This window comes from Enterococcus sp. DIV1537a, assembly GCF_051712085.1.
Classification (GTDB): domain Bacteria; phylum Bacillota; class Bacilli; order Lactobacillales; family Enterococcaceae; genus Enterococcus; species Enterococcus faecalis.
In genome coordinates this window covers 1,567,437-1,590,233 of sequence record NZ_JBIOOE010000001.1, presented here as the reverse complement: position 1 = coordinate 1,590,233, position 22,797 = coordinate 1,567,437, and the positions used below count along the sequence as shown (strand labels likewise).

At 39.8% G+C, this 22,797-nt stretch carries 26 protein-coding genes; 20 read left to right on the top strand and 6 right to left on the bottom strand.

Features of this window, described 5'->3' with window-relative positions; all coding sequences use genetic code 11:
• Positions 1-3: 3 nt before the first annotated feature.
• On the bottom strand, positions 4-615 hold the full coding sequence (locus tag IGJ41_RS07930; protein WP_002382413.1) for a lipoprotein: 612 nt from the start codon (positions 613-615) through the stop codon (positions 4-6).
• A gap of 178 nt (positions 616-793) precedes the next feature.
• Between IGJ41_RS07930 and IGJ41_RS07925 the strand changes: the two genes are divergently transcribed.
• The 4 genes from IGJ41_RS07925 (at position 794) to IGJ41_RS07910 (ending at position 4,613) form a co-directional block, all read left to right on the top strand.
• Positions 794-1,246 carry a DUF2188 domain-containing protein gene (locus IGJ41_RS07925; protein WP_153853962.1) on the top strand — a complete coding sequence of 151 codons (453 nt, stop codon included), beginning with the start codon at positions 794-796 and terminating at the stop codon, positions 1,244-1,246.
• A gap of 189 nt (positions 1,247-1,435) precedes the next feature.
• Positions 1,436-2,455: a branched-chain amino acid aminotransferase gene (locus IGJ41_RS07920; protein ID WP_010707490.1), complete on the top strand. Its 1,020-nt coding sequence runs from the start codon at positions 1,436-1,438 to the stop codon at positions 2,453-2,455.
• Between the two features lie 133 nt (positions 2,456-2,588).
• Positions 2,589-2,909: a cupin domain-containing protein gene (locus IGJ41_RS07915; RefSeq protein WP_002357264.1), complete on the top strand. Its 321-nt coding sequence runs from the start codon at positions 2,589-2,591 to the stop codon at positions 2,907-2,909.
• A 63-nt stretch (positions 2,910-2,972) separates the two neighbouring features.
• Positions 2,973-4,613, top strand: coding sequence for a peptide ABC transporter substrate-binding protein (locus IGJ41_RS07910; protein WP_104855523.1), 1,641 nt, complete (start codon positions 2,973-2,975; stop codon positions 4,611-4,613).
• A 97-nt stretch (positions 4,614-4,710) separates the two neighbouring features.
• Here the strand turns inward: IGJ41_RS07910 and IGJ41_RS07905 are convergent, their stop codons facing one another.
• Positions 4,711-5,586 carry an NAD(P)H-hydrate dehydratase gene (locus IGJ41_RS07905; RefSeq protein WP_202524597.1) on the bottom strand — a complete coding sequence of 292 codons (876 nt, stop codon included), beginning with the start codon at positions 5,584-5,586 and terminating at the stop codon, positions 4,711-4,713.
• Between the two features lie 149 nt (positions 5,587-5,735).
• On the opposite strand from IGJ41_RS07905, the gene IGJ41_RS07900 reads away from it, so the two are divergent.
• From IGJ41_RS07900 to IGJ41_RS07835, 14 genes are all read left to right on the top strand, one after another.
• Positions 5,736-6,602: an SPFH domain-containing protein gene (locus IGJ41_RS07900; protein WP_002377219.1), complete on the top strand. Its 867-nt coding sequence runs from the start codon at positions 5,736-5,738 to the stop codon at positions 6,600-6,602.
• Between the two features lie 171 nt (positions 6,603-6,773).
• Positions 6,774-7,262 (top strand): 5-(carboxyamino)imidazole ribonucleotide mutase, encoded by a 489-nt coding sequence (purE, locus tag IGJ41_RS07895; protein WP_202524596.1) that lies wholly within the window; start codon positions 6,774-6,776, stop codon positions 7,260-7,262.
• Complete coding sequence (purK, locus tag IGJ41_RS07890; RefSeq protein ID WP_438714196.1) at positions 7,255-8,379, top strand: 5-(carboxyamino)imidazole ribonucleotide synthase; 1,125 nt, start codon at positions 7,255-7,257, stop codon at positions 8,377-8,379. The genes purE and purK overlap by 8 nt, the downstream gene beginning before the upstream one ends.
• 151 nt (positions 8,380-8,530) lie before the next feature.
• Positions 8,531-9,244, top strand: coding sequence for a phosphoribosylaminoimidazolesuccinocarboxamide synthase (gene purC / locus IGJ41_RS07885; RefSeq protein ID WP_002357270.1), 714 nt, complete (start codon positions 8,531-8,533; stop codon positions 9,242-9,244).
• A gap of 13 nt (positions 9,245-9,257) precedes the next feature.
• The gene (gene purS / locus IGJ41_RS07880; RefSeq protein WP_002357271.1) at positions 9,258-9,509 is read left to right on the top strand and encodes a phosphoribosylformylglycinamidine synthase subunit PurS; all 252 of its coding nucleotides are present in this window, start codon (positions 9,258-9,260) and stop codon (positions 9,507-9,509) included.
• The gene (purQ, locus tag IGJ41_RS07875; RefSeq protein WP_002364085.1) at positions 9,510-10,184 is read left to right on the top strand and encodes a phosphoribosylformylglycinamidine synthase subunit PurQ; all 675 of its coding nucleotides are present in this window, start codon (positions 9,510-9,512) and stop codon (positions 10,182-10,184) included. It abuts the gene before it with no gap.
• Entirely contained in the window at positions 10,181-12,400 is a 2,220-nt protein-coding gene (gene purL, locus IGJ41_RS07870) for a phosphoribosylformylglycinamidine synthase subunit PurL (protein WP_104855521.1), read from the top strand. Before purQ ends, purL begins: the two co-directional genes overlap by 4 nt.
• A complete protein-coding gene (gene purF, locus IGJ41_RS07865; RefSeq protein ID WP_104855520.1) occupies positions 12,376-13,815 on the top strand; it encodes an amidophosphoribosyltransferase in 1,440 nt (479 codons plus the stop codon). Before purL ends, purF begins: the two co-directional genes overlap by 25 nt.
• A gap of 1 nt (position 13,816) precedes the next feature.
• Positions 13,817-14,848 carry a phosphoribosylformylglycinamidine cyclo-ligase gene (gene purM, locus IGJ41_RS07860; RefSeq protein WP_002408888.1) on the top strand — a complete coding sequence of 344 codons (1,032 nt, stop codon included), beginning with the start codon at positions 13,817-13,819 and terminating at the stop codon, positions 14,846-14,848.
• Complete coding sequence (gene purN, locus IGJ41_RS07855; RefSeq protein WP_002366811.1) at positions 14,845-15,417, top strand: phosphoribosylglycinamide formyltransferase; 573 nt, start codon at positions 14,845-14,847, stop codon at positions 15,415-15,417. The genes purM and purN overlap by 4 nt, the downstream gene beginning before the upstream one ends.
• Positions 15,369-16,955, top strand: a complete 1,587-nt coding sequence (purH, locus tag IGJ41_RS07850; RefSeq protein WP_002369277.1) for a bifunctional phosphoribosylaminoimidazolecarboxamide formyltransferase/IMP cyclohydrolase — start codon at positions 15,369-15,371, stop codon at positions 16,953-16,955. The genes purN and purH overlap by 49 nt, the downstream gene beginning before the upstream one ends.
• 18 nt (positions 16,956-16,973) lie before the next feature.
• The gene (gene purD, locus IGJ41_RS07845; RefSeq protein WP_173963765.1) at positions 16,974-18,221 is read left to right on the top strand and encodes a phosphoribosylamine--glycine ligase; all 1,248 of its coding nucleotides are present in this window, start codon (positions 16,974-16,976) and stop codon (positions 18,219-18,221) included.
• A 129-nt stretch (positions 18,222-18,350) separates the two neighbouring features.
• Positions 18,351-18,680 carry a DUF1648 domain-containing protein gene (locus IGJ41_RS07840; RefSeq protein WP_010708721.1) on the top strand — a complete coding sequence of 110 codons (330 nt, stop codon included), beginning with the start codon at positions 18,351-18,353 and terminating at the stop codon, positions 18,678-18,680.
• A 20-nt stretch (positions 18,681-18,700) separates the two neighbouring features.
• Positions 18,701-19,435, top strand: a complete 735-nt coding sequence (locus IGJ41_RS07835) for a TIM44-like domain-containing protein (RefSeq protein ID WP_002381820.1) — start codon at positions 18,701-18,703, stop codon at positions 19,433-19,435.
• A gap of 39 nt (positions 19,436-19,474) precedes the next feature.
• On the opposite strand, the gene IGJ41_RS07830 is transcribed toward IGJ41_RS07835, so the two are convergent.
• From IGJ41_RS07830 to IGJ41_RS07815, 4 genes are all read right to left on the bottom strand, one after another.
• Entirely contained in the window at positions 19,475-19,996 is a 522-nt protein-coding gene (locus IGJ41_RS07830; RefSeq protein WP_002381821.1) for a QueT transporter family protein, read from the bottom strand.
• A gap of 145 nt (positions 19,997-20,141) precedes the next feature.
• Positions 20,142-20,927 (bottom strand): 3-oxoacyl-ACP reductase, encoded by a 786-nt coding sequence (locus tag IGJ41_RS07825; RefSeq protein WP_173963764.1) that lies wholly within the window; start codon positions 20,925-20,927, stop codon positions 20,142-20,144.
• Positions 20,928-20,989: 62 nt separating this feature from the next.
• Complete coding sequence (locus IGJ41_RS07820; RefSeq protein WP_002357284.1) at positions 20,990-21,223, bottom strand: DUF2829 domain-containing protein; 234 nt, start codon at positions 21,221-21,223, stop codon at positions 20,990-20,992.
• Positions 21,213-21,875: a YigZ family protein gene (locus IGJ41_RS07815; protein ID WP_002357285.1), complete on the bottom strand. Its 663-nt coding sequence runs from the start codon at positions 21,873-21,875 to the stop codon at positions 21,213-21,215. Before IGJ41_RS07815 ends, IGJ41_RS07820 begins: the two co-directional genes overlap by 11 nt.
• 140 nt (positions 21,876-22,015) lie before the next feature.
• On the opposite strand from IGJ41_RS07815, the gene IGJ41_RS07810 reads away from it, so the two are divergent.
• Complete coding sequence (locus IGJ41_RS07810) at positions 22,016-22,303, top strand: DUF7662 domain-containing protein (RefSeq protein WP_002357286.1); 288 nt, start codon at positions 22,016-22,018, stop codon at positions 22,301-22,303.
• A gap of 120 nt (positions 22,304-22,423) precedes the next feature.
• Positions 22,424-22,759 carry a PTS sugar transporter subunit IIB gene (locus tag IGJ41_RS07805; protein ID WP_002381823.1) on the top strand — a complete coding sequence of 112 codons (336 nt, stop codon included), beginning with the start codon at positions 22,424-22,426 and terminating at the stop codon, positions 22,757-22,759.
• Positions 22,760-22,797: the final 38 nt, after the last annotated feature.

The following is a 22,797-nucleotide window of genomic DNA, read 5'->3' as shown; positions in this document are numbered from 1 at the left end:
AACTTAATTATTGGCTACGGTGACTTCACCAGTAACAGTGGCACCATCTTTTTCTAAGTCAGCAGAATCTTTGTATTCTTGTTTATCAAAAGTAATATTGCCATTAACTTTGGTACCATTTAAAGTAAAGCCATTTGCTTTCACCTCAATATCACCTTTGACAGTCCCGTGAACGATGTTGAAATTTTCAGAAGAAACGATTAGTTTAGGAACCGTGATTTCATATTCAGCAGTTACTTTTTTATTATCATCTTGAGAATAAAGCGCTAATTTGCGATAGACATCGTTGGAATCTTTCCCCTTATCATGGAAAGTACCAGCAACTGTTACCTCTTTATCAAAAGTGACATTGTCAGTAGCTGCGACAATCCAATTTCCTTTATCACTTAACGCCATTTCGAGCTCTTCAGGCTTGGCACTAATTGAAGCACCAGAGACTACTTCTGTACTTGAATTAGCTGTTTCTTTGCTACTAGAACTACTATCTGTTTTTTTATCAGATGAACAAGCACTAAGCAGCACAAGAGCAGCAGTTGCCGTCAAAACAGTGGTGAGTACTTTAGACATTTTCATGAAAATCCCTCCAAAAAATTTATTTATTTCTTCCTTTATCATAACTGATTCAAAGGGAAATGAGTAATCATACACTCAAAGATTGAGAAGTTTGGCCAACGGGAAATTAGGTTTATTCTCTCAAGAAGGTTCAGGAAGTATTCAAAGTAATCATTTCTTTTTCAAATGTTCCTTTTCTGTAGTAAGCTAGTAATAGACAGAATTTAAGGAGGAGATTTTGATGCCTTGGAATATGAATGATTATCCTACATCAATGAAAAATTTAGCACCTTTGATTCGGAAAAAAGCGATAGATATTGGCAATGCGTTGCTTGCGGATGGCTACCCTGATGATCGTGCCATTCCAATTGCGATTAGTCAAGCGGAGAAATGGTATCAAGAGGCAAGTGCAGCAGACAAAAAGGCCTTCGAACAAGAAGCAAATCCCACGAAACAAGATTCGCATAAACAGGATAAACATGCTGGGAAATTATTAACGGCGGCTGTCAACGTTAAATATAAAGACGACCAATGGTTGGTGATTTCAGACAACGCTGAAAAAGCAAGTAATACATTTACCCACAAACAAGAGGCGGTTGAACGAGCTCAAGAAATTGCTCGGAATAAGCAAACAAAGCTGAAAATCTATAAGCAAGATGGTACGTTACAAGAAACCAAAGAGTATACTGAATAATTTTTCGAAACCTTGATATTCCGTTGCAATTGAAGAAACGGTTATCAAGGTTTTTTGCGAGGGAAATAGGGACAAGTAAGAAAAAATAACAAAAGTTAAGAATGAGAATAAGGCTTGCTTTTCTAGTTTTTGATGGGTACAATTACACTAATTAAGATAATAAATCAAAATAATTGAGGTGCTACGACAATGGAAAAAGCCAATCTTGATTGGAATAATTTAGGATTTTCTTACATTAAAACGCCCTTTCGTTATATTAGTTATTGGCGAGATGGCAAATGGGAAGAAGGCACGTTAACGGATAACAATCAGTTAACGATTAGTGAAGGTTCGCCTGCTTTACATTATGGCCAACAATGTTTTGAAGGGTTAAAAGCGTATCAATGTGCAGATGGTTCTGTCAATTTGTTTCGTCCTGATGAAAATGCCAAACGGCTACAAAAAAGTTGTGCGCGTCTACTGATGCCACAAGTGCCAGTAGAAACCTTTGTTTCTGCATGCCAAGAAGTGGTGAAAGCCAACCTTGCTTATTTACCGCCATATGGAACGGGCGGCACGTTGTATCTTCGCCCTTATATGATTGGTGTCGGCGATAATATTGGCGTAGCACCTGCCAAAGAATACATTTTTTCTATTTTTTGCGTGCCGGTTGGTTCGTATTTTAAAAATGGTTTAGCACCAACTAACTTTATCGTTTCTGAATATGATCGAGCAGCGGGTCGAGGAACTGGGGCCGCTAAAGTGGGGGGCAATTATGCAGCTAGTCTTTTACCAGGTGCAGAAGCACATGAGAAAGAATTTAGTGATTGTATTTATTTAGATCCGTATACGCATACGAAAATTGAAGAAGTTGGTGCAGCTAATTTCTTTGGTATAACCAAAGAGGGTACTTTTATTACGCCGAAATCAGCGTCTATTTTACCAAGTATTACTAAATATTCATTATTGACGCTAGCAAAAGAACGTTTAGGGATGACGGCGCTTGAAGGAGACGTTTACATTGATCGATTAGCGGACTTCTCCGAAGCGGGTGCTTGTGGCACAGCGGCGATTATTTCTCCTATTGGTGGGATTCAAAACGGCACAGATTTCCATGTATTTTATAGTGAAACGGAAGTTGGACCAGTGACTAAGCAACTATATGATGAACTGGTTGGCATACAGTTTGGTGACAAAGAAGCGCCAGAAGGCTGGATTGTAAAAGTTTAAAGAGATAAAAAAGAGAGAATTCATGCTCTCTTTTTTTGTGTAGAATATTCAGAATTTTCTATAAAAAGATTGACTTTGATACTATTTAAAGGAATAATGGAAGATACAAGATTTAAAAAAGGAGGGAAAGCTATTGCTTATTAAATCAGCAGAATCAGAAGAAATGACGATTTTTTTTGATAAAGAAAACCAACCAAATGCACAAGTTCAAATGGGCATTATTACATTACAGCCTGGTGAAAAACGGCCTTTAGCTGGATATGCTCGCCATGAACAGGATGAATATTCTTATGTGATTTCTGGCGAAGCACATACGATTTTAGAAGATGGTCAAGACTTAGTTGGAAAAGCTGGACAAGCCCAATTAATTGAAGCTGGTGAGGGGCACATTAATTATAATGATGGGTTGGAGCCGGCGGTCGTTGTCTGGATGCTTGTGGAAAGAACAGAATAAAACGGGAAGCTGTCTTTCTGTAAGTAAGAGTATAAAAAAATGAAGAGTTATAGGAGAAAGAAGATGAAAATGTATTTAAAAATCACAATAGTTTGTGTTTTATTGGTAGGATTTTTAGCTGGGTGTACCAATAAAAATGAAAATAAAAAGAAACAGAAAAATACCAAAGAAGCCGTTCAACTGATGTCACCTTCAGAACTAACAACGCTCAACACCTCTGTATTATTGGATTTTCCAGATGCTATTGTCCAAACTGCAGCGTTTGAAGGGTTATATAGTTTAGATGAACAAGACCAATTGGTACCAGCCGTAGCGAAAGCATTGCCGACGATTTCAGAAGATGGAAAAACTTACACGATTTCTTTGAGAAAAGAAGCGGTTTGGAGTAACGATGATCCTGTCACAGCACATGATTTTGAATATGCTTGGAAAAAAATGATTGATCCTAAAAACGGCTTTGTTTATAGCTTCCTCATCGTTGAAACAATTCAAAATGGTGCAGAAATCTCAGCTGGGAAATTAGCACCCAATGAACTAGGTGTCACAGCTGTGGATGATTATACATTAAAAGTGACGCTCAAAGAGCCAAAACCGTACTTTACGTCCTTGTTAGCTTTTCCGACATTTTTCCCGCAAAATCAAAAAGTAGTCGAACAATTTGGTGCGGACTATGGAACTGCTAGTGATAAAGTCGTCTATAATGGTCCGTTCGTGGTAAAAGATTGGCAGCAAACAAAGATGGACTGGCAACTAGCAAAAAATAATCGCTATTGGGATCACCAGAACGTGCGCTCAAACATTATCAATTATACGGTTATCAAAGAAACATCTACCGCATTGAATCTTTTTGAAGATGGACAATTAGATGTGGCTACACTAAGTGGTGAACTGGCGCAACAGAATAAAAATAATACGTTGTATCATTCGTATCCAACAGCGACAATGAACTATTTGCGCTTAAATCAAAAACGGAAAGGGCAAGCAACGCCGCTTGCAAACGAAAACCTGCGTAAAGCGTTGGCTTTAGGCATAGATAAAGAAAATCTAGTCAATAATATTATTGCAGATGGTTCTAAAGCGCTACATGGTGCGATCACGGAAGGTTTTGTGGCGAATCCCACAACAGGCCTCGATTTTCGTCAAGAAGCAGGTAATTTAATGGTTTATAACAAAGAAAAAGCGCAAAGTTATTGGAAAAAAGCACAAGCAGAATTAGGAGAAAAGGTTAACGTTGAATTGATGGTAACAGATGATGGTTCTTACAAAAAAATTGGTGAAAGTTTGCAAGGCTCGCTACAAGAACTGTTTCCTGGTTTGACAATAGAGCTAACCGCATTGCCGACCGAAGCTGCATTGAACTTTGGGCGAGAAAGTGATTATGATTTATTCTTAATTTACTGGACACCAGACTATCAAGATCCTATTTCTACCCTGATGACTTTATACAAGGGCAATGATCGCAATTATCAGAACCCTGTCTATGACAAATTATTAGATGAAGCAGCCACAACCTATGCCTTAGAGCCAGAAAAAAGATGGGCGACACTGATTGCAGCTGAAAAAGAAGTGATTGAAACGACTGCTGGCATGATTCCACTTAGCCAAAATGAACAAACAGTCCTGCAAAATGATAAAGTCAAAGGCTTGAATTTTCATACCTTTGGCGCTCCATTAACGTTAAAAAATGTTTATAAGGAAAAATAAAAAGAGAGCCTGGGCTGAAAATCGCTTTTGATTTTCGGCCCAGGCTTAAATCCTGCTTTTTAACCCAAAATTTGTCACCATTTAGCCTTTTAGGGTTTTATTTCGAACGCTTCTGTTCTAATAGTTCAGAATCAGGTGCAGTGTGTGGCTGGGCATATTTTTTCATATATGTCGGCAAGGCTTGACTAATCTTCGTTGGTAAAACAACATAGTCGGTTTTGGCCAAATCATCACCAATGAGACTGTGTAAGTAGACGGCGCCAGCAATGGTTTCAATTGTCGGCTTAAACTGAGCTAAAAAACCAGCAATGATGCCAGCCAAGGTATCCCCAGTTCCGCCAGTAGCCATCCCAGGGTTGCCGCCTGTATTTTGAAAAGGTTCTCCTGCGTGGAAAATTGTGGTGCGATGACTTTTTAAAACAATCGTACTACCTAATTTTGCTTGTTGGCGCTGGTTATTTGCCAGTGTTTGTTGCTCAATAGGTAAGTGACTCAAACGTTGCCATTCCATTTGATGAGGTGTGAAAACAACTTTTTCAGGATAGGTAAGGGAAAAATTGCCTTGGCTAAACAGGGTAATTGCTGAGCCATCGATAATTAACCATTGTTGTTTTTGATGTTGGGCGAGTACCATCTTTAATATTTGTTGTGCAGTAGCATCTAAGCCTAAACCTGGACCAATTAAAATAACCTCCGCTTGCTCTACGACGTCCGTCAGAAGGACTGTTTCTTCAAAGCCCACGACCATCGCTTCTGGGCATCTTGCATGTAAAGGCCCGTGGTTTTTAACATCAGTAATCACAGTGGTGAGACCAGCGCCACTATTGATACACGCTTCGGTACTCATGATGATGGCTCCGCCATATTGACGGTTTCCTCCGATTAATACGACACGCCCAAAATTGCTTTTATAAGAGTCGGAGGGGCGTTGAGTGATGACTTCCTCTAAAATGTCCTTGCTTAAATAGCGCATTCTATCACTCCTTTTCTTGGGATTTCTTTGTTCTCAGTATACTACAAGAGCACCGAAAAAATCAGTTTATTTAATGTTAAAAGTTACTCTATTGAAGGCAATGAGGTGTATAATAAGGACCAGATAAATGAGTTAGGAGAGTGAAACAGATGGAAGAGAAAAAAACATTTTATATGAGTGGCTACGTAGGAATAGCGAGCTTATTAGTTATTTTAATTGCGGGAATTGGTTTATTTATTTATGGAGCGAGTCATACCAATGGTTTTCTTGTTGTTTTAGGTATTATTTTGTTAATTGGCGCTATTTTATTTTTAAGTTCCTTGACTATTGTTAGTCCCAACCAGGCGAAAGCGATTTTATTTTTTGGTCGCTACTTAGGTACGATTAAAGAAAATGGGTTGTTTATTACCATTCCATTTACGCAAAAAATGAACATTTCTTTGAAAGTACGGAATTTCAATAGTTCTTTATTAAAAGTCAATGACTCTGACGGGAATCCAATCGAAATCTCTGCGGTCATCGTTTTTCGGGTAGTCGATACAGCTAAGGCGTTATTTAATGTCGATTATTATCAAGACTTTGTGGAAATTCAAAGTGAAACGGCAATCCGGCATGTAGCAACACAATATCCTTATGACACTTTTTCAGATAATGATGTAACTCTGCGAGGAAATACCGAACAAATTTCCGAGGAGTTAACCAAAGAATTGCAAGAACGCTTAGCAGTGGCTGGTGTAGAGGTTATCGAAACACGGTTGAATCATTTAGCTTATGCAACTGAAATTGCTAGCTCCATGTTGCAAAGACAGCAAGCAAAAGCAATCTTAGCGGCCCGACAAACAATTGTTGAAGGTGCGGTAAGCATGACACAAATGGCCTTAGAACAGATCGAAGAAGGGCAAGAAATTAATTTTACCGATGAACGAAAAGTACAACTTATTAATAATTTACTAGTCTCAATCATTACTGATAAGGGCACACAACCAGTTATTAATACAGGCGACGTTTCTTCTTAAAGAGGAAACAACATTAAAAATATCAAAAAAAGAGTCATCTTTCCGATGACTCTTTTTTGATAAACACGAACATTATATAATTTTAATCTATAATATTTCGGTTTTTCTTTGACATCTCTTTTTCTCATTGTTAGAATAACAGTGAAAAAAGTGGAAGGAGTTATTACATTCATGAAACCATTAGTCGCTGTGATTATGGGAAGTACCTCAGACTGGGCAACGATGAAAGCTGCTTGTCTTGTGTTGGAAGAGTTGAAAATTCCTTATGAAAAACGAGTGATATCAGCACATAGGACCCCTGATTTGATGTTTCGTTTTGCAGAGGAATCACGAACGAAAGGATTGAAGGTTATTATCGCTGGCGCTGGTGGAGCGGCCCATTTACCAGGGATGGTAGCTGCAAAGACAACCTTACCTGTCATTGGTGTTCCAGTTAAAACACGAACATTAAACGGTATTGATTCACTGTTGTCTATTGTGCAGATGCCAGGGGGAGTTCCTGTAGCAACAACTGCGATTGGCTCAGCAGGTGCTACCAATGCTGGGTTATTAGCTGCAGAAATACTAAGTATTGATGATTTACAGTTAGCAGAAAGAATCCAAGCAAGACGACAATCATTGGAAAAAGCGATTATGGAAAGTGGGGAACAACTTGAATAAACCTTTAAAAGTCGGAGCAACTATTGGCATTATAGGTGGGGGACAGTTAGGGCGAATGCTAGTCATGAGTGGTAAAAAAATGGGTTTCCAAATGATTGTGTTGGACCCAACGCTCAATAGTCCAGCTGGTCAAGTAGCTGACCGTCAAATTGTGGCAGCCTTTGATCAGACATCTGCTTTAACTGAACTAGCAGAGTTATGCGATGTGATCACCTATGAATTTGAAAATATTGAAGTGGCCTCCCTAGAAAAGGCCATTCCACTAGAAAAGCTGCCACAAGGAACAGAATTGTTAAAAATTACTCAAAATCGATTGCTTGAAAAAACGTTTCTTCAATCGATTGGCTGTAAGATTGCCCCTTTTGCGGAAGTAAAAAGCCAGAAAGAGCTGCCACAAGCAATAGAAAAGATTGGTTTTCCATGTGTCTTAAAAACTATTCAAGGTGGATACGATGGAAAAGGACAAGTCGTCTTAAAATGCGAAGAGGATTTCTCCCAAGCGACTAAATTATTAGCTAACGCCACTTGTGAATTAGAAAAGTGGGTGCCTTTCACTAAAGAACTTTCAATCATCGTTGCAGGGAATAAGCATGGTTACCAAAGCTTTCCTGTATCTGAAAACATTCATCGAAAGAATATCTTGCATGAATCAATTGTGCCAGCTCGAATTTCTGAGAATGTGCAACAAAAAGCAGCGGAATTGGCGCAACACATTGCTGAGGAATTAAATTTATCTGGGGTTTTAGCTATCGAACTATTTTTAACGGATTCAGAAGAGTTGTACGTCAATGAATTAGCGCCACGGCCTCATAACTCAGGTCATTACTCTATTGAAGCTTGCTCATTTAGTCAATTTGATGCGCATATTCGAGGGATTAGCAATTGGGGCATTGGGTTACCCCAATTATTTCAATCAGTGGTTATGGTGAATCTCTTAGGCGAACACTTAGAAAAAAGCTACCAGTTATGCACGTCAAAACCCACTTGGCAAGTCCATTACTATGGGAAAGCCGAATCAAAAGTTGGCAGAAAGATGGGCCACGTCACCATTACAACACCTTGCTTATCAGAAACGTTAAAGGAAATTGAGACTGTTGGTATTTGGAACGTAACTTAATAAATGCTTGCTCCAAGCAAGTTTTTTATTTTTATATTCGATAAACACGAACGATTATTGTTTTTTTATAACTAATGTAAGTTTTTAACTGATGTAAATCAGCTGAGTTAGAAAGAATAGGGTTCATGAAGCCAACGAGAAGAGGGAAAGAATGGAAAAGAAAGCACTTGTGTATACAGGAAAAGCGAAGAAGTTGTATCAAACAGAAAATGCAGCGGTTCTTTTTGTGGAATATCTTGATCAAGCAACAGCTTTAAACGGTCAAAAAAAAGACAAAGTTCTTGGAAAAGGCGCTTTAAATAATCAAATCACTAGTCTAATTTTTGAACATTTACAGCAACAGAAGATTCCCAATCATTTTATCAAAAAAGTATCTGAACACGAACAATTAATTCAGGCCGTAGAAATGATTCCTTTGGAAGTTGTCGTACGTAATTATGCGGCAGGAAGTTTTTCAAAGCGTTTAGCGATTGAAGAGGGCACTAAATTAGTGACGCCCATTATTGAATTTTATTACAAAGAAGATCGTCTGGATGATCCTTTTATTAACGAAGACCATATTCAATTTCTAAAAGTAGCCACTCCTGCTGAAATTGTGGAGATTAAAGCATTGGCTTTACAAATTAATCAGGCGCTTAGTCAACTCTTTCAACGCCTCAATATTTGTTTGATCGATTTTAAAATCGAGATTGGTCGGACGAAGGCCAATCAATTGTTACTGGCAGATGAAATTTCTCCAGACACCTGTCGTCTATGGGATTTAAACACAAACGAACATCTGGATAAAGATGTTTATCGCCGTGAATTAGGAGAAATAGTTCCTGTATATGAAGAAGTTTTACAACGTTTACTAACAGCTAATTGAGGAGGAAGCGCGTATGTATTTTGTAAAAGTCTATGTTACGTATAAAGAATCAATTTTGGATCCCCAAGGTGAAGCGGTTAAGGAAGCAGTCCATCGGCTTGGTTTTACAGAAGTAGCCGAAATCCGTGTCGGTAAGTATTTTGAAATGCACGTCCAGCAGACAGAAGCAATTGAAGAGAAAATTGAACAAATTTGTGATCAACTATTAGCCAATGTAAATATGGAATCCTATCGTTTTGAAATTTTATCTTTGGAGGAAATTTAAATGAAATTGGCAGTGATTGTTTTTCCAGGATCCAATTGTGATGCAGACTTATTGTGGGCTGTCAAAGAGGTGATGGGCGTCGATGCAGAATTTGTCCGACACGATGCCACTTCTTTAGCAAAATTTGATGGCGTGTTATTGCCTGGTGGTTTTTCTTATGGCGATTACTTACGTTGTGGTGCAATTGCTCGGTTTTCGCCAATTATCAATGAGGTGATTCGCTTTGCTGCAGAAGGCAAAATGGTTTTTGGTACTTGTAATGGCTTTCAAATTTTAACAGAAATTGGCTTACTTCCTGGCACGTTGCTAAGAAATGATTCGCTTCGTTTTATTTGTAAAAGTGTCCCATTGAAAGTGAATACGCACACAAAGTTTACAAGCGAGTATCCTGAAAATGTTTCGATACATTTACCAGTAGCGCATGGCGAAGGGAATTACTATTGTGATGAAAAAACGTTGAAAGAGCTGAAAGAAAAGAACCAAATTGTTTTTACGTATCAAGAAAAGGTGAACGGTAGTCTTGCGAATATTGCTGGTATTTGTAATGAACAGGGCAATGTTCTAGGAATGATGCCTCATCCGGAACGAGCGATGGAAGAATTGTTAGGTTCAACAGATGGACGCAGCTTTTTTGCTTCAATCATTAAAAACTTTGGAAAGGAATTAAGCCAATGATGAATGAACCAACACCAAAAGAAATCAAGGAGACACGGTTGTATGCAGAATGGGGACTAACAGATGAAGAATATCATCAGATTGAGACCATTTTGCAAAGAGAACCTAATTATACAGAAACTGGCTTATTCTCCGTGATGTGGAGTGAACATTGCTCTTACAAAAATTCCAAGCCCGTTTTAAAAAAGTTTCCGACGGAAGGGCCACAAGTGCTTCAAGGCCCTGGTGAAGGAGCTGGGATTGTCGATATTGGTGACGGATTAGCTGTTGTTTTTAAAGCAGAGAGCCATAATCATCCTTCTGCAGTAGAACCTTACGAAGGAGCAGCTACAGGCGTTGGTGGAATTATTCGCGATATTTTCAGTATGGGGGCGCGGCCGATTGCTTTACTGGATTCGTTAAGATTTGGCGAACTGACGGATGCACGAACACGTTATTTGTTTCAAGAAGTTGTGGCGGGGATTAGCGGTTATGGAAATTGTATTGGTATTCCAACCGTTGGCGGCGAAATTGCTTTTGAGCCATGTTATCAAGGAAACCCACTTGTTAATGCTATGTGTGTGGGATTGATTCGTCATGATGAGATTCAAAAAGGCCAAGCAAAAGGCGTCGGAAATAGCATTCTTTATGTAGGTGCAAAAACAGGACGAGATGGAATTCACGGTGCGACCTTTGCTTCAGAAGAATTTAGTGAAGGTGAAGAACAGCAACGATCTGCGGTACAAGTAGGTGATCCGTTTATGGAAAAATTATTATTGGAAGCTTGTCTTGATTTAATCAAAAATCATCAGGATATTTTAATCGGCATCCAAGATATGGGGGCGGCTGGCTTGGTTTCTTCAAGTGCTGAAATGGCATCAAAAGCAGGTTCAGGCTTGATTCTAGAGCTAGATAAAGTTCCACAGAGAGAGACGCAGATGAGCCCCTATGAAATGCTCTTGTCTGAGTCCCAAGAACGGATGTTAATCTGTGTGGAAAAAGGAGCAGAACAGCAAGCTTGTGAATTGTTTCAAACGTATAACTTAGAAGCGGTAGCGATTGGCTCCGTAACAGATGATGGACAGTATCGTGTCTTTCACGGTGGCAAAATAGTCGCAGATGTACCAGTAGATGCTTTGGCAGAAGAAGCACCTGTTTACCAGAAAGCCTATCAAGAACCAGAACGGATGCGTGCTTTTAAAAAATTAGCGCCCTTCATTCCAGAAATTACGAATAGTACGGAATTATTAAAACGCCTATTGCAACAGCCAACGATTGCATCGAAAAAATCAGTTTACGAAACCTATGATAGTCAAGTACAAACGAATACAGTGGTGCAACCAGGAAGTGATGCAGCTGTTTTAAGAGTGCGGGGCACCAATAAAGCCTTAGCGATGACAACAGATTGTAATAGCCGTTATTTGTATTTAAATCCTGAAATTGGTGGGCAAATTGCGGTTGCAGAAGCAGCCCGTAATATTGTAGCAAGTGGAGCACAACCTTTGGCTATCACTGATTGTTTGAATTATGGTTCCCCTGATAAACCAGAAAGTTTTTGGGAATTATGGACGTCGGCGGATGGAATCGCCGCAGCCTGCCGTCAGCTAGGAACACCCGTGATTTCAGGGAACGTCTCTCTTTACAATGAAACAGATGGTCAAGCCATTTACCCTACGCCGATGATTGGCATGGTGGGCGTGATTGAAGATGTTTCACAAATTACCACACAAGCGTTTAAACAAGTGGATGACTTAATTTATCTCATCGGTGAAACCCACGCAGATTTTAACGGCTCAGAAATTCAAAAAATGCAACTGGGCCGAATTGAAGGGCAATTACGCTCATTTGATTTAAAAGAGGAAAAAGCAAACCAAGAATTAGTTTTAAAAGCAATTCAAGCAGGCCTAGTTGCTAGCGCGCATGATTGCGCTGAAGGCGGCGTTGCCGTTGCTTTAGCCGAGTCGGCTTTTGCTAACGAACTGGGGTTACAGGTGATACTGCCATTAAAAAAAGAATATCTATTTGCGGAGACGCAATCCCGTTTTATTCTTTCAGTTAGTCCCCAGCATCAAGAAGAATTTGAAACACTAATTGGAAAAAAAGCCCAACACATTGGGAAAGTGACTGAAACTGGTTTGGTCATCAATGCGTTAGATGATGTGATCAATTGTTCAACAAAAGAAGCCAAAGCCTTATGGGAGGATGCGATTCCATGTCTTATGAAGCAAAAAGCTTAAATGAAGAGTGTGGTATTTTTGGTATTTGGGGTCATCCTGATGCGGCACACGTGACCTATTTTGGCTTACACAGCTTGCAGCATCGAGGCCAAGAAGGCGCGGGAATTGTGGCGAACAATTCTGGGAAATTAGATGGCCACCGTGATTTAGGTTTATTAGCAGAAGTATTCCAAAAGCAAGAACAACTGAATGCGTTAGAAGGAACGGCGGCTATTGGTCATGTACGCTATGCAACCGCTGGTACGGGTAGCGTGGATAATATTCAGCCATTTTTATTTAAATTTTATGATAGTCAAATTGGGTTAGCACACAATGGCAATTTGACAAATGCCAAGCGTTTACGAAAACAACTAGAAATAGAAGGCGCTATTTTTCATTCCAATTCAGACACTGAAATTTTAATGCACTTGATTCGAAAAAGCACTGCTGCCTCGTTTCTCGATAAACTAAAAGAGAGCTTGAATTTGGTTAAGGGGGGCTTTGCTTATCTTTTATTAACAGAAACGATGATGATTGCTGCACTCGATCCCAATGGCTTTCGCCCTCTCTCCATCGGACAAATGAACAATGGGGCGTACGTTGTGGCATCCGAAACGTGTGCATTAGAAACAGTTGGGGCTCGCTTTATTCAAGATGTGGCGCCTGGTGAAGTAGTCATCATTTCTGATGAAGGCTTGAAAATAGAGGTTTTCACTACGGAAGTCCAACCAGCGATTTGCGCAATGGAATATATTTATTTTGCACGACCAGATTCAACTATTGCTGGAGTTAATGTGCATACAGCTCGTAAAAGAATGGGGAAGAACTTGGCAATCGAAAGTCCAGTCGCAGCTGATATGGTAATTGGGGTACCAAACTCGTCATTGTCTGCAGCTAGCGGCTATGCAGAAGAAGCACGGATTCCTTACGAACTAGGTTTAGTAAAAAATCAATATGTCGCTCGAACATTCATTCAGCCGACACAAGAATTAAGAGAACAAGGTGTCCGTATGAAACTATCGGCAGTTCGTGGCGTGGTCAAAGGAAAAAAAGTCATTTTAGTAGATGATTCGATTGTTCGCGGGACCACTATTCGACGCATTATTCATTTATTAAAAGAAGCAGAAGCGCAAGAAGTTCATGTCAGAATTGCTTCACCACCATTAAAATATCCGTGTTTTTATGGCATTGATATACAGACGCGGGACGAACTAATTGCGGCAAACTATTCAATTGAAGAGATCAAAGAGCAGATTGGCGCAGATTCGCTGGCTTTTTTGAGTGAAGCAGGGCTGATTGATGGGATTCAATTAAATTATGATGCTCCTTATTCTGGGCTGTGTATGGCTTACTTTAATGGAGACTATCCAACGCCTTTGTATGATTATGAAGAACAATATCAAGCATCCTTGAAAAAAGAAACTAGGAGGAATTGACATGGAAAATGCCTATTCAAAAGCTGGCGTAAATGTTGAGGCGGGATACGAAGTAGTGGAACGAATTCAAAAGCATAGCCAAAAGACACAACGGACGGGAACGTTGGGCATGCTTGGTGGTTTTGGTGGTTGTTTTGATTTAAGTAGTTACAAGCTTAAAGAACCAGTTTTGGTATCAGGAACGGATGGCGTAGGCACAAAGTTACTCTTGGCAATTGAAGAACAGAAACACGAGACAATCGGAATTGATTGTGTAGCAATGTGTGTCAATGATGTCGTCGCACAAGGCGCCGAACCGTTATATTTTTTAGATTATTTAGCGTTAGGGACCGTTAATCCAGCTAAAGTTGAAGCAATTGTTGCGGGTGTTGCGGCTGGCTGTTGTGAGGCGAATGCAGCCTTAATTGGGGGCGAAACAGCTGAAATGCCTGATATGTATGAAGTAGATGCTTATGACGTAGCTGGTTTTGCCGTGGGTATTGCTGAGAAAAGTCAACTCTTGACTCCAAGTAACGTAAAAGAAGGCGATTTCTTGATTGGTCTTCCTTCAAGTGGTCTTCATTCTAATGGTTACTCTTTAGTAAGAAATGTTTTTTTTAAGAAACATTCGTTTAAAACAACGGACAAGCTTCCAGAATTGGCACCCAAAACGTTAGGGGAAGAATTATTAACACCAACAAAAATTTACGTGAAGGAATTATTGCCATTGTTAAAAGCAGGACTCGTGCATGGTGCTGCGCATATTACTGGCGGCGGGTTTTTAGAAAATCTACCAAGAATGTTTCCTTCTTCATTAGCTGCAGAGATTCAATTAAATAGTTGGCCAGTGCTACCAATTTTTAAATTGATTCAAAAATACGGTGAAATTCCATCTGAAGAAATGTATGAAATTTTCAATATGGGCTTAGGGATGATTTTAGCGGTGAGTCCAGAGCATGTTGAAAAAGTTCAGGAGCTTTTGCCAGAAGCTTTTGAAATTGGTCGTTTGGTACCTAGGAAAACGAAAGCCGTTATTTTTAAGGAAGCCTTATGAAGATAGCTGTTTTTGCATCTGGCAATGGTAGCAATTTTGAGGCGATTGCTGCAGCTTTTTCCCAAAAAAAAATTGCAGGGCAGTTGAGCTTAGTCTTTTGTGACCAGCCTGAAGCCTATGTATTGACCCGTGCCCAAAAACGCAAGATTCCCGTTGTTTGCTTTTCGCCATCTGATTTTCCATCTCGTGGGCAGTATGAAGAACAAGTATTGAAACATTTAAAAGAGCATCAGATCGATTTAATCGTGTTAGCTGGTTATTTGAGAATTATCGGCAAGACTTTACTGGAGGCTTATCCAAAGAGAATCGTCAATATTCATCCTTCGCTGTTACCTAGTTTTCCAGGTCTTCACGGAATTGAAGAGGCATTTCATTATGGAGTGAAAATAACAGGAATCACTATCCATTATGTTGACTCTGGGGTTGATACAGGACCGATTATTTTCCAAACAACCACCAAGATTGATACTGAAGATACATTGGACACATTAACAGAGAAAATTCATGCTCTTGAGCACGAATGGTACCCAAAAATAATTTCACAAATTGTAAAGGAGACAATGAAATGACCAAAAGAGCATTGATTAGCGTTTCAGACAAAACAGGAGTGACAACATTTGCAGCAGGCTTAGTTGCAAATGGCTTTGAAATTATCTCTACTGGGGGAACAAGGACTGTCTTAGAAGAAGCGGGGGTACCGACACTTGCTATTGACGACATCACTGGCTTTCCAGAAATGTTAGATGGCCGTGTCAAAACGTTACATCCGAATATCCATGGCGGACTTTTGGCAAAAAGGGGAAACCAAGCGCATCAAAAAGCACTGACTGAACAAGGCATTCACTTTATTGACCTTGTAGTAGTGAATCTTTATCCATTTAAAGAAACAATTTTAAAACCAGCGATTTCTGAAGCAGAAGCGATTGAAATGATTGATATTGGCGGTCCTAGCATGTTACGTTCAGCGGCAAAAAATTATCAAGACGTAACAGCAGTGGTTGATCCTAGTGATTATGAACAGGTATTAAGTGAAATTAGCAGCACTGGAACTAGCCAGTTAGCCACTAGAAAAAGATTAGCAGCAAAAGTCTTTCGTCATACCGCTGCTTATGACGCGCTTATCGCTGACTATTTAACGACGCAAGTGGGTGAAACTGAACCAGAGAAACAGACGCTTACTTATGAACGTAAGCAAACATTGCGCTATGGTGAAAATAGCCATCAACAGGCCACCTTTTATCAATCCGTTGTACCTGTATCATTATCCATTGCTTCCGCTCGACAACTTCATGGCAAAGAACTTTCATATAATAATATTCGAGATGCTGATGCAGCGCTCCGGATTGCTAGCGAGTTTACAGAACCTACGGTCGTCGCTGTTAAACATATGAACCCATGTGGAATTGGAACAGGAAAAACGATTTTGGCAGCCTATCGTCAGGCATTTGAAGCAGATCCAGTTTCAATTTTTGGTGGCATTGTTGTTTTGAATCGTCCAGTGGACCAAGCGACTGCGGCTGAAATGCATCAAATCTTTTTAGAGATAATTATTGCGCCTAGTTTTGAAGAAGAAGCTCTGGCACTGTTATCTCAGAAAAAGAATCTTCGTTTGTTAACGTTAGATTTTCATGCTCAAGAAAAAAAAGCGGTGGAATTAGTTTCTGTTATGGGCGGGTTATTAATTCAAGAACAAGATACAGTTGTTGAAAATGACCAAGCATGGCAAGTTGTTACAGAGCGCCAACCCACACCAGCCGAAAGAGACGCCTTGAACTTTGCTTGGAAAGCAGTCAAGCATGTAAAATCAAACGCTATTGTTTTAGCCAATGAAAGCCAAACGGTGGGGATTGGCGCTGGTCAAATGAATCGAATTGGTTCAGTAAAAATTGCAGTTGATCAAGCCCAAGCAGCTGGAAAATTACAAGGGGCCGTCTTAGCAAGTGATGCCTTTTTCCCCATGGCAGATAGCGTGGAATATGCTGCACAACATGGTATTCAAGCAATTATTCAGCCAGGCGGGAGCATTAAAGACCAAGCATCAATCGATCTAGCGAATCATTATGGCATTGCGATGATTTTTACTGGGACTCGTCATTTCAAACATTAATTTTTAAAGGAGAAACCGATGAATATATTAGTGATTGGGCGTGGTGGTCGTGAACATGCAATCGCCAAAAAATTACAGCGAGAAGACAAAGTCAAGACTGTTTATTGTGCACCAGGTAATCCTGGTATGAGTGGTGATAATATTCGGACTGTACCTATCAGTGAAGAGCAGCAAACGGAACTAATTCAATTTGCGAAGGATAATCAGATTGATTGGACATTCGTCGGACCGGAAACGCCATTAATTGAAGGGATTGTAGATGCCTTTCAAGCAGCGGGATTACTGATTTTTGGCCCGACAAAAGCAGCTGCAATAATTGAAGGTTCAAAAAGTTTTGCGAAAGATTTTATGCAAAAATACCAGATTCCAACGGCAGAATATCGGGTCTTTCGACGTTTGGCACCTGCCTTAGAATATATTGAACAGCAAGGAGTACCAATTGTTATTAAGGCAGATGGTTTGGCAGCTGGAAAAGGAGTAGTAGTTGCCGAAACAAAAACAGCCGCAAAACGGGCGCTAGTTGCGATGATGGAGGACCAACAATTTGGAGCAAGCGGTCAAACGGTTGTAATCGAAGAATTTTTGCAAGGAGAAGAATTTTCCTTAATGGCCTTTGTTTCTAATGAGAAGGTATATCCGATGGTGATTGCTCAAGATCATAAGCGGATTTTCGATGGGGATGCTGGGCCGAATACAGGGGGGATGGGTGCTTACACACCAGTGCCTCAGATCCCAGAAGAAGCGGTTCAGCAAGCCATTAGCCAAGTCCTGAAACCGACTGCTAAAGGAATGGTGGCTGAAAAACGTCCGTTTCAAGGGATTTTATATGCTGGTTTAATCCAAACAGCAACTGGCCCCAAGGTTATTGAATTTAATGCTCGATTTGGGGATCCAGAAACACAAGTTGTGTTGGCACGTTTAGAGAGTCCCCTTTCAGAAATAATTTCTTCATTGCTGGCGAAAGAGCAACCAACGATTGCATGGAATGAGTTAGCGAGTGTTGGTGTTGTTGTAGCAGCAGAAGGCTATCCTAATCAATACAAGACAAATCTACCATTGCCCGAAATGTCTGGTGAAACCATCTATTATGCAGGGGTAACTCGTTCAGAACAGGCTTTGGTTTCGGCTGGCGGACGAATCTTTTTAGCAGAAGCAACTGCTTCGACTCTTGAAGAAGCCCACAAAAAAGTTTATCAAACATTGGATAATTACTCATTTCCTGGAATGTACTATCGAAAAGATATAGGCGTGAAAGGCTTGATTTAGGATTTTCAAAAACAGAGGCAAGGACATTTAATTGGATGTTTCCTTGTCTTTTTTTTTATTGCAAATTCAGATAGGGAGGCATAAACTGATAGTATATCCATCATTAAACTAGAGGAGAAAGCTAAATTAATGAGAGAAAAGCAGATTGAAAAAGTTAGTCAGGGATTGTTTATTGTTACAAGTATTTTAGCAGTCAGTTTACTATTATTAAGTGCGGTGGTCTATCCTGATTTACCAGCTCATGTGCCCATTCATGTGAATTTTTGGGGCGAGGGTAATTCATTTGGCCCAAGATCTAGTATATTTATGTGGCCAGCGGTCCTGTTTGGCTTAAGTATTTATCAACGAAGTTATCAATCAGTACAACCATATGGCAGATGGCTGAAGGTATTATTAATCATTGTTAATCTTGGCGCTTTGTTTAGTATTCTGCGTCTATTTATTCATTTGTTGGTTTGAAGGGGTCGAAAGGTGAGAGAATGAGAAAGTTAATTTTGGTTTTTGTGGGCTGTGCCATGGCCTTTTGTTTATGGCCTAATCAAGCGGCGGCTGTAGCTGGTGGCTATGGCGGCGGACGTGTAGAAAGTCCTAGCGGAGGTAATCCCTCGAATGGTTTTTCGCCAAGCGGTGATGGATCAAGAAGTTATGTTCATCATAACGAGACCGGGACCAGCAACACAACGCCACTGGAAGGCTTAATTTCAACAGTGTTTTTTGTTCTTTTTGGGGGCGCGATGATTTGGCAAAGACGCCGTAGAAATCAACCAGTCGATGAAGGTGCTTTTCAAGAAATGTGGGCAGCATTACCTGGAACATCAAAAGAAAAAAAGGCACTCTTAAAAGAAATACAACAAACGTTTTTAGAAATACAACAAGCGTGGGATCAAGAAAATTTGTCTGTAGTCAAAGATAACTATACAGAAAAACTTTATCAAAAACATCTTGCAGTATTACAAGAAAATCAACAAGCGGGCATCAGAAATCATGTAAAAAAAGTGAAAGTAGCGCCAGCTTCGAATTATCATCATATTAGTGAAACCAGTTTTTCACTGATGCTTCATTTTTCTTGTATTGACTACGAGGAAGATACTCAAAGCGGTCGTGTTTTATCGGGATACAAGCATCAAAAACAATATTTTTCACAACTTTGGTATTTTGATTACAATCCATCTCTTGGAAAATGGCAAGCAGACTTCATTCAACCTAAAGGATAGTGCTAAAAAGCGCTTGGGGTTTAAACCCCAAGCGCTTTTTTATTCTTCGATGCGTTTTACAAGCTGTATTTTTTTATTTAATACGTAAATCAGAATGCCGCCGACTGTCATTGAAAGAAGTTCACCAAGTCCAACGGTCAACCATGTGTACCAAAAAGGTAACTGATAAAAGAACGTTAAAGGTCCGGCGACAGTGAACATGGACAAAGCAAAAAGAATGGCCGTCAGCATTAGTTTAATCAATAAATTTTGCTGATTTTTTGTCGCAAAATAGGCAATCCATAAGACTGCGCACGTTCCAGCACTACCGATGACTATATCGATGATACCAAGAGGCGAAGCGGTGTTGGCAATCGCAACCCCTAACGTAATGGACCAGATATATCGCTTGTTAAAAACGCCTAAATAATTAAATAATTCGGCAAGACGAAGCTGTATCGGACCAAAACTAAGCGGAGCGAGAAGTACAGTGACAACGACATACAAAGCGGTAACCAGCGCCATTTTAGCCAAAACCGTAGCTGACCACGTACTGGTTTGTGGATTTGATGAATGATTCATTTAAGATTCTCCTTTATAAAACAACGACGTGTTTTAGTGATAACCATAACCAAAGGAAGGGCAGCAAAGCCAACTGAAGTGTTATGGTGTGAGTTGCCTCACTGTGTTACATGTTACTGAAGAACAGACACTCTGTAAAGTCTTTTTATTTCATGGTCCAACCACCATCAATGGTCATAACTGTGCCATGGATATAATCAGCGTCATCACTAGCTAGAAATAATGAAAGTTTTGCTACCTCTTGTGGCTGTGCCCAACGGCCCGCAGGTGTTTCACTTGCTACCCAAGTAGCCATTTCACCTTCTCCTGCAAAATCAGCTGCGTTCATGGGTGTTTGGATGGCACCTGGCGCAATCGCATTTGCTCGAATGCCTAATTTGGCATAATCGTAGGAAAGTTGTTTTGTATACCCGATGATTGCGTGTTTGGAGGCAGTGTACGCTGCGCCGCCGCCCCCAGCTACTAAGCCAGCGATAGATGCCATATTAACGATTACTCCTTTTTTTTGTTGGAGGAAATAAGGTAATAGAGCATTGGTCACTAAAAAGACACTTTTTAAATTGGTTGCTAAAATTTGATCCCATAAAGCTTCCGAAGTTTCTAGAGAAGGGCGATAATCATCTAAAATACCTGCCGTATTTAATAAAATATCAATTTGGCCGTTGTTTTTCACAATTTGTTTCATCGTGGCTTGCACAAATGAGGGAGAAGACACATCACCGACAAAATAAGTAAACGACTTAGCAGAATCTGGGTCAACCAGTGCGGCTGTCTGCTTTAACCCCGTTTCGTCTAGGTCGATGCCAATAACTTCAGCACCTTGCTCAGCAAAGGCAATTGCTTGTGCTTGGCCAATCCCTGAAGCTGCACCAGTTACAAGCACCCGTTTTGTTTCAAATTCTTTTGGCATAAGAAAAACTCCTTTAAACATTTAAAAATTAAGGTCTGGAAGAACGAGCAATCGCCGTAATCTGCCAGACCTTATGTGTGTAGTTATGCTTCAACAATCACCCAATCTTCTGCTAAGACATCACAAGGTGTTGGTGAAAACATGCTGTAGCCTTCATCAGAAGTTTTGATTAAAAAATACGGGGTAACTTGTAAAAATTCACCTTCGGAGGTGCCAATTTCATCACGTAATTCAATAAAAAGTTCAAAACCGCTCCAGCCTTTACGTACGGCTTTTTTTCCTGCTTTAATCTGTGGCAATACTTCTTCAAATGTCATTTGCTTGTGCTCCTTTTTCGTTAAATGGTAGTTCGTGATAGCTCGTTGCGCCTTTTTCAATTGTCAACTGACCGTTAAGTAGATCCGTCATTTCAGCTATAAATGTTTCTGTTGCTTGTTCATCTACTAAACAAATTAACTGAATAGACTCTGTGTAAATAGTTTCTTTAAGCGTGTAGGGACTATGTTCCAAAAAGGCTTGGGCTTTTCCTAATAAAGGATAGGCGATCGTAATCAATAGCTCTTGTTGCAATTTGCCAATGACTAAACCAATTTCATCTAAAGTGTGGGAAAGAGCATGACTATATGCTCGGATTAAACCACCAGTGCCTAATTTTATTCCGCCAAAATAACGAGTGACAACAGCCACTACGTTGATTAACTCTTTTTTCTTTAAGACTTCCAGCATTGGAACACCAGCAGTGCCACTAGGTTCGCCGTCATCGCTGCTCCGCTGAATGTCATTTTTTTCGCCGATCACAAAAGCACTACAATTATGATTGGCTTTCCAATGTTCTTTTTTTATTGCGGCGATAAAGGCTTTTGCTTCTTCTTCTGATGTTACGCGCTTTACAGAACAGATAAACCGCGATTTCTTGATTTCAATCTCGCTGAAACCATCTTGTTTGACTGTAATATAGCTTTCTAACATATGGGCATCCTTTTCTCTCGTAATAAAGTCAGTATAAAAAAGAATCAACTGAATAGCAACTTTTTCTCTCATCTTTTTTGTGAGATTTTTGGAAAAAAACGTTATAATAAGGTATGATAGAGAAAAGGGAGGCGCTGGAAATGGTACATACACGACAGAAAAAATATGATACAATTACTCATTATTTGAAAACGAATGGCGGTTCCCAAGTTACCTTGACCTTTACCCAGTTTGATGAATTGTTATTCCCTCATTCTGGTTTACCAAAAACTGCTAAGACAGATGTCGATTGGTGGGCGAACGATTATAAGCATCCAGAAAAGGGCGCTTATGGTTGGTTGAATGCGAGTTACCAAGTAGTTCAAGTGAATTTGGAAAAAGAATATGTGGTATTTAATAAATTACTGAAATCAGCATGGTACGTTTAAACCAAGGTTGTATCCGCTTTAAAAAACAAGAATGATTGACAAAAATTAACTTTACACTATAATATTTTTAATAGATAATGTTGAAAATTGAAAAAGGCAATGGTAAAAGGGGCTGTTAAAATGTCAAAAAAAACAATTATGTTAGTTTGCTCCGCTGGAATGAGTACTAGTTTACTTGTTACAAAAATGCAAAAAGCAGCATTTAATCAAGGCTTAGATGCCCATATATTTGCGGCTTCTGCATCGGAAGCAGAAACGAATTTAGAAAATAATCCAGTCGATGTGTTATTGTTAGGTCCACAAGTTCGTTATATGAAGAGTGATTTTGAAAAGCGTCTATCACCAAAAGGTATCCCAACAGATGTCATTAGCATGTCTGATTACGGCTTAATGAACGGGGAAAAAGTGTTGGAACAAGCCTTGGATTTGTTAGCACAAGCAGATAAAAAAGAGTAAAAACAAGTTGTTTTTTCGAGAATCTTCGAAAAAGCAAC